This window comes from Streptomyces cupreus, assembly GCF_014257025.1.
Lineage (GTDB): Bacteria > Actinomycetota > Actinomycetes > Streptomycetales > Streptomycetaceae > Streptomyces > Streptomyces cupreus.
Window position 1 is genome coordinate 1 of sequence record NZ_JACMSF010000081.1, and the last position, 12,517, is coordinate 12,517.

The window sequence follows — 12,517 nt, forward strand, 5'->3', positions numbered from 1 at the left end:
GAGGGAGCTGACCGGCAGGCCGCACGCGGCGGAGATCATCGAAATGGACGTGGCGGCGTAGCCGTGCCGGGCCATCAGCTCACCGGCGGTGTCAAGTATCGCGTCCCGGGACCGTGCGCCGCGGCCCTGGGCCGGTGCCTCCGTCATGCGGCCGACTCTAGAGGACGCACGGGCGCCGACTCCGACACCGTGCGCGGGCAAGGAGCGATCTTCCGCCGACTCGGTTGGCCCCGGTTCAGTGCCCAGGCGCCACCTTGCGGGTGTCCAGGGGCAGAGATACCTACCCCCTTTTCCGCGTTTGTCTTGCGGGGGTGCTCTGCGTGTTTCGTAGCGATGCGGTCTGCGGTGCGCGACCATACCGACGCCGACCCAGCACAATTTCCAGCAGTAAGCGCGGAGACAGGAAGAAGGACCAGGCATGCCCGGCAGTGAAAGCGAGAACCCAGTAATCCCCTCCCCGAGTCCCACACCGACTCGGCCCAGGACGAACCGGGACTGGTGGCCGCATCAGCTGGACCTTCAGATTCTCCACCAGCACTCGTCCCGCTCCAATCCGATGGACAAGGACTTCGACTACGCGAAGGAATTCGCAACCCTCGACGTCGACGCGCTGAAGCAGGACGTCTTCGAGGTGATGACGACGTCCCAGGACTGGTGGCCCGCCGACTACGGTCACTACGGCCCGCTCTTCATCCGGATGAGCTGGCATGCCGCTGGAACTTATCGCATCGCAGATGGCCGGGGCGGCGGCGGCAGCGGTGCGCAGCGCTTTGCCCCGCTCAACAGCTGGCCGGACAACGCGAGTCTCGACAAGGCACGCCGTTTGCTCTGGCCGGTCAAGGAGAAGTACGGCCAGAAAATCTCCTGGGCCGATCTTCTTGTCTTCGCCGGCAACTGTGCCATGGAATCGATGGGGTTCAAGACGTTCGGATTCGGCTTCGGGCGCGAGGACATCTGGGAGCCCGAGGAGATCTTCTGGGGGCCCGAGGACACATGGCTCGGAGATGAGCGTTACAGCGGCGACAGGGAACTCACCGGTCCTTTCGGTGCCGTGCAGATGGGACTGATCTACGTCAATCCTGAGGGGCCCAACGGCAACCCGGATCCGATGGCCGCCGCCCGGGATATTCGCGAGACGTTCGGGCGAATGGCGATGAATGACGAGGAGACGGTTGCGCTCATCGTCGGCGGCCACACCTTCGGCAAGTGTCATGGTGCGGTCGACGCCGGATACGTCGGCCCGGAGCCCGAGGGTGCCCCGATCGAGCAGCAAGGTCTCGGCTGGCGGAACACGTACGGCAGCGGCGTGGGCGGCGACGCGCTCACCAGTGGGCTTGAGGGAGCGTGGACCTCGGAGCCGGTCAGGTGGGACAACGGGTACCTGGACAACCTGTTCGGGTACGACTGGGAGCTGACGACGAGCCCCGCTGGTGCGAAGCAGTGGACTCCCACGGATCCCTCGGCCCAGGGCACTGTGCCCGATGCCCATGATCCGTCGAAGAGGCACGCTCCCATGATGCTGACGACGGACCTCTCGCTGAAGCTGGATCCGGTCTATGGGCCGATCGCAAAGAGCTTCCACGAGAACCCGGACAGGCTCGCGGACGCGTTCGCCAAGGCGTGGTACAAGCTGCTGCACCGCGACATGGGCCCCGTCTCGCGTTACCTCGGTCCGTGGATTCCCGAGCCGCAGCTGTGGCAGGACCCCGTACCCGAGGTCGACCACGAGCTGGTCGGTGACGAGGACATCGCTGCGCTCAAGGCCGGAATCCTCGACTCGGGACTGTCCATCTCCCAGCTGGTCACCACCGCTTGGGCATCGGCGGCAAGCTTCCGCGGCACCGACAAGCGCGGCGGGGCGAACGGAGCACGGATTCGACTGGCGCCGCAGAAGGACTGGGAGGTCAACGACCTGCCCGAGGTGGCCGAGGTGGTGCGGAGCCTGGCGCGGATCCAGCAGGACTACAACGCCTCGCAGGCCGGCGCAAGGAAGGTTTCGCTCGCTGACCTGATCGTCCTGGGCGGGTGCGCGGCCGTCGAGCAAGCCGCGAGGAACGCCGGGCACGACATCACGGTCCCGTTCGCTCCTGGGCGCACGGACGCGTCCCAGGAGCAGACCGATGTGCAGTCGTTCGCCGTGCTCGAACCCAGGGCGGACGGGTTCCGCAACTACCTCCGGGCGGGAGAGAAGTTGTCGCCGGAGACCCTCCTGCTGGACCGCGCCAACCTGCTCACCCTGACCGCTCCTGAGATGACGGTTCTGATCGGCGGCATGCGGGCCCTGAACACCGGCTTCAAGCAGTCCCGGCACGGAGTCCTCACGGACCGTCCGGAGACGTTGACCAACGGCTTCTTCGTCAACCTGCTCGACATGGGCACGGAGTGGAAGGCGTCGGCCGCGGACGAGAACGTCTTCGAGGGCCGGGATCGCGCCACGGGCGAGGTCAGGTGGACCGCCACCGCCGTCGACCTCATCTTCGGTTCGCACTCCCAGCTCCGAGCCGTCTCGGAGGTCTACGCCTCCAGGGACGCGGAAGAGAAGTTCGTGCGTGACTTCGTGGCGGCGTGGGACAAAGTGATGAACCTCGATCGGTTCGACCTCTCCTGAGCCTGATGTCCCGCCCCGGCCGGGCTCAGGATCGGCCGGGGCGGGTGCTCAGGAGGTGGCGGACTTCACTCGCGGTCCCGCGACGGAGGTATCAGCCAGTACAGGCGCTCGCCGAAGCCGTCCCTGATCACGGCTCCCGTCTCCTCGCCGAGGTGCCGGAGCACGTCGATACCGAGGCCGAGCGGTAGCTCGCGCCCGCACCACGGACCGCGAGCAGACACAGGTCGAGCAGGCAGCCCAGCCGGTAGCGTCGGCCCCGCATCCGCCTGGGACCGGGTAGCCGGTCCCAGGCCTCGCGCAGGGAGTCGTGCCGCGGCTCGAAGGTTCAGTCGTGGCAGAAGCGCAGCCCCCGGCCCAGACCGGACCAGCGCGCGACGACCCACCAGCGGTCACCCCGCTTCCGTCCGGTCCGGGGACAACGGCTCGAACCGCGCGCGCCCGCTCAGCGGGTGGCGAGGAATTCGAGTGTGTCGATCACGCGGTTCGAGAAGCCCCACTCGTTGTCGTACCAGGCGACCACCTTGATATGGCGGCCGTCGACGCGGGTGAGGGCCGAGTCAAAGATCGACGAGGCGGGATTGCCCGTGATGTCGGACGATACGAGCGGGTCGTCCGAGTACTCCAGGATGCCGGCGAGCGGCCCCTGCGCCGCGGTGCGGTACGCCGCCAGCACCTCATCGCGCGTCACGTCGCGGGCGACGGTTGTGTTGAGTTCGACGATCGAACCCACCGGCACCGGTACGCGGATCGAGTCGCCCGACAGCTTGCCGTCGAGGTTGGGCAGTACCAGGCCGATCGCCTTGGCGGCGCCGGTCGTGGTCGGCACGATGTTGACTCCGGCGGCCCGGGCGCGGCGGGCGTCGCGGTGCGGACCGTCCTGCAGGTTCTGCTCCTGCGTGTAGGCGTGCACCGTCGTCATGAACCCGTGCTCGATGCCGGCGAGTTCGTCGAGGACCGCCGCCAGCGGGGCGAGCGCATTGGTGGTGCAGGAGGCGTTCGAAACGATCGTGTGCACGGCCGGGTCGTAGGCGTCGGTGTTGACCCCGAATGCGAGCGTGACGTCGGCGCCGTCCGACGGCGCACTGACGAGCACCTTCTTCGCCCCCGCGTCGAGATGGGCGCGGGCAGCCTTGGCCGAGGTGAAGCGGCCGGTGGCTTCCAGGACGATGTCGACGCCGAGTTCGGCCCACGGCAACTGCGCCGGTTCGCGCTCGGCAAGCACCGTGATCCGGCGGCCGTCGACGACGAGGGCGTCCCCGTCGACGGTCACCGGACGCCCGAGCCGGCCGGCCGTGCTGTCGTAGGCGAGCAGCCGGGCGAGCGTGGCGGGCTCGGTGAGGTCGTTGACGGCGACGATCTCAAGGGTGCTGTCGCGTTCGAGCAAGGCGCGCAGCACATTGCGGCCGATGCGGCCGAATCCGTTGATGGCGATGCGAGTCATAAGTGTCCCTTCCCTTCGCCACCAGGTTCGCCCGCGGCTCGCGCCGCCGACCAGTGGCGGGATCGCCATGGTTCAAAAGGATCCCGCCACGGCGTTATTCGCCCCGGGTGAAAGTGCGCCGGTACTCGCTCGGTGTGGTGCCGAGGATGCGCTGGAAGTGCAGGCGCAGGTTGGCGCCGGTGCCGAGACCGACGTCGGCGGCGATCTGTTCGACGCTGCGCTCAGAGCGCTCGAGCAGTTCGCGGGCCAGGTCGATGCGGGCGCGCATCACCCACTGCATCGGCGTGTAGCCGGTCTCCTCCACAAAGCGCCGGGAAAACGTGCGCGCCGCCACCCCGGCCTGCCGCGCCAGTAGGTCGAGGGTGAGGGGCTCACCGAGCCGGTGCAGCGCCCACTCGCGGGTGGCGCCGAAGCGCTCGCCGCGCGGCTCGGGCACGCTGCGCGGCACGTACTGGGCCTGGCCGCCGCTCCGGTACGGCGCCGCGACCAGACGGCGGGCCGCGTGATTGGAGGCGGCCACCCCGAGGTCGCCGCGCAGGATGTGCAGGCACAGGTCGATGCCGGAGGCGGCGCCGGCCGAGGTGAGCACGCTGCCCTCGTCGACGAACAGCACGTTCTCGTCGACCCAGACCAGCGGATGTCTCGCCGCGAGCGCCCGCGTGTAGTGCCAGTGCGTCGTGGCGCGCCTGCCATCGAGCAGGCCCGTGGCGGCGAGCGCGAAGGCGCCCGTCGAGATCGCGGCGAGCCGCGCGCCCCGCGCGTGGGCGGCGATCAGTGCGTCGACGACGGCCGGCGGCGGGTCGTCGCGGTCCGGGAACCGGTAGCCGGGAACGAAGACGATGTCCGCCCACAAAAGGGCCTCCAGGCCGTGGGCGACGGAGTACGACAGGCCATCGCCGCCGGTCACGAGACCGGGTGCCGCGCCGCACACCCGCACCTCGTACGGCATGCTCGCGCGGGTCGTGAAAACCTGCGCAGGAATGCCGACGTCGAGCGGCTTCGCACCCTCGAGCACAAGGACGGCGACACGATGCAGGCGGGAGGCTGGCATGGCACAGAGGCTACGTGGGCAGTCGGTACCGCCGCGGCCGCGCAGTCCCGTAGTCCTAAGCCGGGTCGGGCAGCGAAAGCAGCCGGGTGCGGAAGTGGTCGAGGACCTGGTCGAGCGCCTGGCGGGTGGGCTGGCCGGGTTCGTCGATCAGATGCTCCGTGAGAACCGAGTGCGGGGGAAGCAGCCCGTCGGGGTGCGCCGCTTCGTCATCGAGTTCTATCCCGATGAACGCCGCGCCGAGCTTTTCTCGTAGCAGTGCGAAGCGTTCGGCGGGCGCGACCCGGTCGCCGCGGAAGCGTAGGCCGAGCACGGTCAGGCCCGCTTCGCAGCGCTGCTGGACGGTGCGCAGGTCGCTCGGGGAGATGTCGAGGGACCGGCGCTTTCGCGCGGTGACGGCGAGAGGGAGAGAGGGCTGGCAGAGCACGGGCGCGAGGAGGCGTTCATCGGTGGCCATGGCGAGGGCGTAGCCGCCGGTGAAACACATGCCGAGCGCGCCGACGCCCGGGCCGCCGCACCGCTCGTGCTCGTGGACCGCGAGTGCCCGCAGCCACGTGACCACGGGTGAGGTGCGGCCCGCTGCGAGCGTGGTGAACTCGCGGCTCACACAGATGTGGGCGACAGCGCGCAGGCCTGTCATCGCGGTTCCGGTCCGCCCGTGGGCCTTTGGATCGGGATCGCGTCCGGCAACGCCGAACAGGTCCGGCAGGACCACGGTGCAGCCGATGTCGCGGACCCGCCGCGCGAACTGGGCGACTTTGGGGGTGATGCCCGGAATCTCGGCCATGACGATCACGGCCGGGCCGGTGCCGGAACGCAGCACGACATGTGACCGGCCTGCGTGCGTGAACGGCTCCCGGGCGAAATCCGTCAGCGTGTCGTCGGTCACGCGTCCTCCTCCTGCTTCCAGGCCGGTGCTGTTTCCTGACAACGGATCAGGAGCCTACTCGCAAGTAGCCATCGGCGCATCAGTCCGTCACCTGCACGCAATCGCGTTCTGCCCGGGAACTCCTCGGTCGTCCATCGGACCGTGCGGGCAATCAGGGAGGGGCGCCCAGCAAGCAGCCTCGGGCACTTGTCACCCGCTGTCGTGCGCTGGCGACGGCGGGGTCGCAGGCGGCCGTGCCGGTTCGGGGCTCAAGGCAGCATCGGTGGGGATGCGCCAGGCCCGGATCAGCCTGGCCAGGCGGCGGGCCGGCGTCTCGCTGGGGATGAACACGACGACCGCGACCAGGACCAGCGCGCACGCTGCCAGTCCCGCGGCCGCCCAAGCGGAGGGGCCTCCCCGCTCCATGGCGGTGGCGAAAGCGGCGGCTGCACCCAGCCCACCCGCGAGGCGTGCCGCCGTGGTCACCATCGCCGGTCCCGGTCGGCAGGTCGGCGCAGCGTCCAGGACAACCGGGGTGCGCTCAGGAGCAGCCGGAAGGCGAAGCGGGTGCGGGCACGGCGGGCGCGGAGGGTGGCCAGCTCGGCGTGCCATTCCTCGCGCCACCGTCCTCGCGTCGGACCCGGAAGCAGCACGGTGAGCACGGCCAGCAGGCGTGTGGTGACGATGGCTGTCGAGGCGGGCTGGAGAACGGCCGTGGAAAGGTCGCGCAGTTCACGGCTGATGTCACTCCAACCCGCCGCACGGGCCAGGGGTTCCAGGATGTCGAGCGTGTCGCGGGCTTTGCGGTGCTGCTTGGCCGGGGCGACGAATTCGATCGTCCGCATGTTGTGGAGCCGGTCGGCCAGGCGGATGACCCAGACAGCCTCCTCATCTGTGGGCCGACATGCCGGCCCTGCGAGTTCGCGGGTGAGGCCCGGCGGCAGAGCCCCGAATTCGGCGGCACGCACAGCCGAGACCAGCCCGGCTATCTCCTGCCCGAAGTGGTCACCCAGCCACCCGGGCGGGCAGGCGGTGTCGCCGACGTCGTGCAGCAGGGCTGCGCAGATCACGGGCGGCGGCATTCCCACATCGGCGACGATGGTCGCGACGGCGAGGCAGTGGGTGAGGACTGGGTCCCCGCTGCGGCGCATCTGCCCCTCATGCCAGACGGCAGCCTCATCGTGCGCCCGCCGGATCAGCGCAGTGTCCGCGCAGGGGTGATGCTTCTGCACGAGCGTCAGGATGCCGTCCAGGGATGCGGGAGCGGCGGTACGGCGCCTGTCCGGCCGGGCCGCTAACCGGCGCCGGGCCCTCATGACACTCCCCCGTCGCTGACCGGGCGGGCTGCCCATCCCGGCAGGGGTTGCTTGCGGGCCCGGTAGGCACGGGCGAGGGCATCGCGCGCCTGCTCGGCACCGTCCTTGGTGATCCGGTAGAAGCGCCGCCGGGGACGGCCGGCTTCCTCGTGCACGGCAGGGTCTTCCCACGTGCTGTCCACCCAGCCGACCTGCTCCAGACGGGCAAGGATCGGATAGATCGTGCCCGACGGCAGTCCCGCCAGCTCGCACAGCTCCAGGCCGTAACGCTGCTTGGCGGGCTCTTCCAGCAACGCCCGCAGCACCAGCTGCGTCTGCAAGGTCATACGCAAACTCGCCATACTCGTACTCTACATAGCCTATATAAAGGCTGTCTAGAGCTGACGGCATATCACAAGACACTCCCCCGACACCCCACCCCCAGAAAGCCGCAGGTACCACGCGGCCCGGACCACACCCCCAACAAGCCGCTGTGCACCGCCCCATGACGGGCAGCCAGCCCACGTCCGACCCGACAGCTCCGCCAGCGGGCGCCCTCAGAGATTGGCGCGCGCATACCTGGGTCCCACCTCGCCGATCCGGGCCGGGCTCGGCCGCCCGAAACGGAGGCTCGCTCCCCTCATCCGTTGTGTATGCGGGAAGCGAACTCCCGTACGCACCAACAGCCATCGCTGGCCATAGCCCGTGGGTTATCGTTCCGCCCGTGGGTGGCGGGGCGCCCGGAGGGGGAGTTGTGGTAGCGAATAGCGAGGGGTCACGGCTGGTCGCCACCGAGGGCGGCCACCGAGTTACACCGGCCGAGCTCTTCTTCGACCTGGTGTTCGTGTATGCGATCACTCAGGTCACAGCGCTGATGGCAGCCGACCCGAGCGGACTGCGGCTGCTCGGCGGGATGGTCGCGCTGGCGCTGCTGTGGTGGTGCTGGTGCTGTTTCGCCTGGCTGGGGAACGTCGTACGGGCCGACTCCGGCGCGATGTTCACCGTGCTCGTCTCCGTCATGGCCGTCGTCCTGATCGTGTCGCTGACCGTGCCCGAGATCTACGACGACGCGCCCGGCGGACTGCCCGCCCCCCTGGTCTTCGTCCTGTGCTACGGCGCCGTCCGCGTCCTGCACCTGGTCACGTACTGGCTCTCCGACCCCACCGATCAGGCACTGCACCGCGCCTTGCGCCGCACCGCCCTGCTCTCGGTGGCCCCGCCCTTCGCCCTGCTCCTCATAGGTGCGGCGTTCACCGGCACGACCCAGATCCTGATCTGGCTCGCCGCCGTGGTCATCGACTACCTGGGCATCTTCCTCACCGGAAAATCGGGCTGGCGGGTCGCCTCACCCGGCCACTTCGCCGAACGCCACGGCCTGATCGTCATCATCGCCCTCGGGGAGTCAATCGTCGCCATCGGCGTCGGCGTCTCCGGCTTCGCGCTGAGCACCCCAGTCGTAGCCGGTGCCGCCCTGGGACTGCTCATTTCCGCAGGGTTGTGGCGCCTGTACTTCCGTCAACTCGCCGACGTGGCCGAGCAGCGGCTGACCGCCGTGACCGGCGACGACCGCACCCGGCTGGCCCGTGACGCGTACACATTCCTCCACCTTCCACTCGTGGCCGGAATCGTCATCACCGCCCTCGGCATGAAGAAGGCCCTCACCCAGATCGCCGATACCGGCCACTACGACCTGGCCGAACCCCTCCACGGTGTCGTGGCCTGGGCCCTGCCCGGCGGCGTCGGTGTGTTCCTCCTCGCCTCGGCCGCCTTGCTCTTCCGCACCACGAACCATCGCTCCCCACTCCTCCTCGCCGGTGGAGCCGTCTGCCTCGTCGCCGGACCCGCTGTCACCTTCGTCCCCTCTCTCGTCGCGCTGACCCTCCTGGCCGCACTCGTGACCGCCCTGTTCCTCGTCCAGGACACCACCGCCCGGCCCCATGTGACCGCCACCAGCTGAGCCCCGTCCGGGCCAACCCCTGCGCGCAGGCCGGGAAGGAAACGCCAGCGCCACCCACAGCATGATCGTAGAAGCCCAGGGAGCATCCCCACGGGCGCAGGGAGCACAGTCTGGGGCGTAGATCGTCTGGCAGGGTGGGTTTGCGGTGCATGTCTCTGGTCGAGAGGTGCGGTGGTGGCCGGCTTCAGCGGTCCTCCCGACTCATACAGGGGTACAGCGCCGATCCCGACGCCCACGGCGTCCTTCAGCTCGCACAGCCCCGCGCCGGTCAGCAGCGGGGATGCCGAAGCACTGCATTGATCACAGCCGCCCAAGAACTCAGTCGTCTCTTCCGGTGTTCTCGCTCGGCAGGAGCGTCTGACGTGCCCAAAGCCCCAGCAGCACCGTCCCGCCGACCAACAGCGGTACCGGGTCGGGGGCAAGAGGAGCCAACGCAAATCCGAGCGCCGTGACGGTACAGACGGTCAGGACAATGAAAGCGGCGGCGCCCTCCATCCCCAGCCGCAGCGTCCTCCCACCAACGCCCAGGACGCTCGCTCCGCCGGGCACCCAGGGGCCGACGGCGACCACCAGCAGGCCCGCGGTGACGCAGGCGTCGGCCAGTCGGGAACACATCACCTCGGGGATATGCCGGCCGACCGTCCACAGTCGCAGGCTGTCGCCGATCAGCATGAGGGACAGCCCGGCGACCGCCACCCACAGCGTGGCCCGCTGGTCGCTGCGGACGAGACGGCGCAGGGCGAACAGAAACCCGAGGAAGACGACTTCCGCAGTCCAAAGGACGCCCACCATTCCCGTCTCCGGCCGCCAGCCTTCACCTGCTCGCGGTAGCAGCAGCCATCCCGTCATGAACACGGACCCGGCTGCGACGACCCCGTCAAGCACGCGCCGTAGCCACATGTGTCGACCTGTACCGGCGTCGGCCGCGACCACCAGACCGGCCATCCCCAGGCCGACCGTCACCGTCACTGCGGTGACCATCAGCAAATCGTGCAACGGTCGCGTGTCCGGTTCCCACGTCGGCGGATGGGCCGACAGCACGTTGACCGCGGCTCTGTATACACACCCGGTCGCCGCCGAACCCGCCAACAGCAGCAGGCGCATCCGTACCCGTCCGCTCACCCCCCACGCACGGAGCATCAAGGACACCGTCAATACGCAGCAGCCGACGGACGGGCCGAAACCCGCCGTCCACGTCGGCAGACGTTCGACCGCCCGCCACTCGGTGGCAGTCAGCACTGCTCCCGCCAGACATGCCACACCGACCGCGCTCCAGTCCCCGCCCTGGTCCAGCGGCAGCGGCCCGCCGGACCCTGGGCACGTCCGGCGAGTCGTCCAAGCCCAACAACAGGTGCGTCCTTCAACCTGCGCCCGCCCGCAGGGCCTCCCCTACAGCCAGCGGATCAATACAGAGACCGTAAGGGACTCACCACCACCACCGAACGGAAAGGTCGACTGATTCACTCGTCCTGTGTACAGGGGAAGAGTCGCCCACCACTCTGGCCGAGCATCTGGTCGACACCCCGCTGGTCCCGCCTGAGCACACTGCCCTGACACGAGAGCCGAGATCTGTGTCGACGTCGTAGGCGGATTCCCCAGGGCCGAAGGTGGGGTGGGCGATGTCGGCCGCCAGGTTGAACGTCGCCCCGTCGATCGCGTCTTCGAGGGAGGACTCCTCGCGCTCGGCTTGGGCCCGGCGGTGATGCTCCGTCAGCCGCTCTACGATGTGAGCATATGAGGGTGACCGCTGTCAGGGTTCATCGTCGCTCCAACGGGTCGCTGTTCTTCTGCCGTCCGGACACGCAGCCTAGGAACCGAGCACGCAGGCGATCGTCCCCCAGTGCCCCACATGTGGGCTGTCAGCGAACAGTGCGATCTCCCGCCGCCGAGGCACTGCGCCATTGCACGGGCGACACGCCATACCGTGCGCGGAAGGTCCGGCTGCAGTGGGAGGGATTGGCGAACCCCCAGCGGCCGCCCACCGCGGCGATCGATCTGTGGGCCGCGCCGGGCTGGGTGAGCTCCTCGCGTGCCGCCTCCAAGCGTCGTGCGCGCACCCAGGCGTTGACCGTGGTGCCGTGCAGCTGGAAGAGGCGGTGCAGGTAGCGCAGCGAGATGCCGTGCTGGTCGGCGATGTCCTGCGGGCTCAGTTCGGGTTCGCCCAGACGCGTCTCGACTGATGTGGTGATCCGCTCCCAAAGTCCCGGTGCTGGCCTGCTGTTGACCTGATCCAGGCCTGCTTTCTGTTGTCGGCGCACGGCGAGGTCAACTGCTCCGGTGGCGCCGCCAGTACCAGAGCGCACCCACCGCGGTGGACGCCGTGGCGAGGACGATGCCGAGGACCGGCCATCGGCTGTCAGCGATGCGCAGGCCTGTCAGGAAGGTCACGGCGGTCAGGGCGAGCGGCACGAGGAGGGAGAGGAGCGCGCGGACTGCGGCCGCCGCTACTCCCGGTTCGAGGCGGGAGATCCGGCGGCGGGGGGCGGGTGCGGTGTCGTCGAAGTAGTAGGCGAGGACACGGTCCGCCAGGCGGGCGTCGGCGCGCTGGTAGGACACCGCCATGTACGGGAGCCAGACGAGGGGGGCTACCAGTCCGACCAGCAAGACCACGCCAAGGAGCAGCCACCGCCACGCCTGGACGGCGAACTGGCGTACGCGTCGGCCTGCGGCCTGGCTCTCGCTGCCCGGCGTGAGCAAGCCCAGGAGATGAGCCATGCGCAGCGTGACGTCCCACAGGATCACCCATCGCCTCCATCGGGTGGGTGCGCCGGGGGTACGTCCCCTTCGGGCGAGCGCCTTCTGCGCCTGCCGGATGTCCTCGTACACGCCCTGCAGGACAAGAAGTTCGCCGGCCCGGGCGCTCGCCGTGGGATCGCGGCCGCTGAGGGCGGCCAGCTCCAGGACCGTACGCACCTGACGGAGCAGCGCCGCACAGAACGCGACGGGAATCAGCACGATGAAGGGCCCGCCCACGAAAGAACCCTCCGATACGACAGCCCGCCGGCCGTGAGAGACCACTACGGCCCGGAGCTCCGCCCCGGTGGCGTTCGGATGGTTCCGCCGAAGCCCGGCGACAGCCTCGGGCACCGCCGGGCCGATGCGGCGGACGGCAAAATCGGCGAGGAGTTCGGGGAGGTGCTCGGGATCCCGGACCAACGACGCCAGCAGCAAGCGTTCCGGGGAGGGCCCCTTACGGGAACCCCCAGTGTTCGGACTCTCCACGTGTGACACACAACGTATCTATCACGAATCACCTGAATTCATGACTATCGGTTAAGAAGGACCCGCTTGCGGAGCCAG

Annotated in this window: 12 protein-coding genes; 2 read left to right on the forward strand and 10 right to left on the reverse strand. The window is 69.2% G+C overall.

Going from position 1 to position 12,517, the window contains the following annotated elements:
- Positions 1 to 420 (reverse strand): TetR/AcrR family transcriptional regulator (locus tag H4N64_RS46565; protein ID WP_336246931.1); only part of this gene is annotated, 420 nt, incomplete at its 3' end.
- Between H4N64_RS46565 and katG the strand changes: the two genes are divergently transcribed.
- Entirely contained in the window at positions 419 to 2,608 is a 2,190-nt protein-coding gene (gene katG / locus H4N64_RS39705; RefSeq protein ID WP_186287484.1) for a catalase/peroxidase HPI, read from the forward strand. The two genes, H4N64_RS46565 and katG, sit on opposite strands and share 2 nt — an antisense overlap.
- 65 nt (positions 2,609 to 2,673) lie before the next feature.
- On the opposite strand, the gene H4N64_RS39710 is transcribed toward katG, so the two are convergent.
- From H4N64_RS39710 to H4N64_RS39735, 6 genes are all read right to left on the reverse strand, one after another.
- A complete protein-coding gene (locus H4N64_RS39710) occupies positions 2,674 to 2,829 on the reverse strand; it encodes a hypothetical protein (protein WP_186287485.1) in 156 nt (51 codons plus the stop codon).
- A gap of 221 nt (positions 2,830 to 3,050) precedes the next feature.
- Entirely contained in the window at positions 3,051 to 4,049 is a 999-nt protein-coding gene (gap, locus tag H4N64_RS39715) for a type I glyceraldehyde-3-phosphate dehydrogenase (protein ID WP_186287486.1), read from the reverse strand.
- Positions 4,050 to 4,143: 94 nt separating this feature from the next.
- On the reverse strand, positions 4,144 to 5,100 hold the full coding sequence (locus tag H4N64_RS39720; RefSeq protein WP_186287487.1) for a GlxA family transcriptional regulator: 957 nt from the start codon (positions 5,098 to 5,100) through the stop codon (positions 4,144 to 4,146).
- A 55-nt stretch (positions 5,101 to 5,155) separates the two neighbouring features.
- Positions 5,156 to 5,986 (reverse strand): dienelactone hydrolase family protein, encoded by an 831-nt coding sequence (locus tag H4N64_RS39725; RefSeq protein WP_186287488.1) that lies wholly within the window; start codon positions 5,984 to 5,986, stop codon positions 5,156 to 5,158.
- Between the two features lie 461 nt (positions 5,987 to 6,447).
- Positions 6,448 to 7,197, reverse strand: coding sequence for an HD domain-containing protein (locus tag H4N64_RS39730; protein WP_186287489.1), 750 nt, complete (start codon positions 7,195 to 7,197; stop codon positions 6,448 to 6,450).
- Positions 7,198 to 7,277: 80 nt separating this feature from the next.
- Positions 7,278 to 7,622: a PadR family transcriptional regulator gene (locus H4N64_RS39735; protein WP_336246932.1), complete on the reverse strand. Its 345-nt coding sequence runs from the start codon at positions 7,620 to 7,622 to the stop codon at positions 7,278 to 7,280.
- Positions 7,623 to 8,014: 392 nt separating this feature from the next.
- Here H4N64_RS39735 and H4N64_RS39740 point away from each other — a divergent pair, with 392 nt between their 5' ends.
- The gene (locus H4N64_RS39740) at positions 8,015 to 9,217 is read left to right on the forward strand and encodes a low temperature requirement protein A (RefSeq protein ID WP_336246933.1); all 1,203 of its coding nucleotides are present in this window, start codon (positions 8,015 to 8,017) and stop codon (positions 9,215 to 9,217) included.
- Positions 9,218 to 9,535: 318 nt separating this feature from the next.
- Here H4N64_RS39740 and H4N64_RS39745 read toward each other — a convergent pair whose 3' ends face one another.
- The 3 genes from H4N64_RS39745 to H4N64_RS39755 all read right to left on the reverse strand — a co-directional run bounded on the left by H4N64_RS39745 (position 9,536) and on the right by H4N64_RS39755 (position 12,190).
- Positions 9,536 to 10,321: a hypothetical protein gene (locus H4N64_RS39745; protein WP_260860252.1), complete on the reverse strand. Its 786-nt coding sequence runs from the start codon at positions 10,319 to 10,321 to the stop codon at positions 9,536 to 9,538.
- 755 nt (positions 10,322 to 11,076) lie between these two features.
- Positions 11,077 to 11,520 carry a helix-turn-helix domain-containing protein gene (locus H4N64_RS39750; protein ID WP_186287492.1) on the reverse strand — a complete coding sequence of 148 codons (444 nt, stop codon included), beginning with the start codon at positions 11,518 to 11,520 and terminating at the stop codon, positions 11,077 to 11,079.
- Positions 11,483 to 12,190, reverse strand: coding sequence for a hypothetical protein (locus tag H4N64_RS39755; protein ID WP_186287493.1), 708 nt, complete (start codon positions 12,188 to 12,190; stop codon positions 11,483 to 11,485). The genes H4N64_RS39750 and H4N64_RS39755 overlap by 38 nt, the downstream gene beginning before the upstream one ends.
- Positions 12,191 to 12,517: the final 327 nt, after the last annotated feature.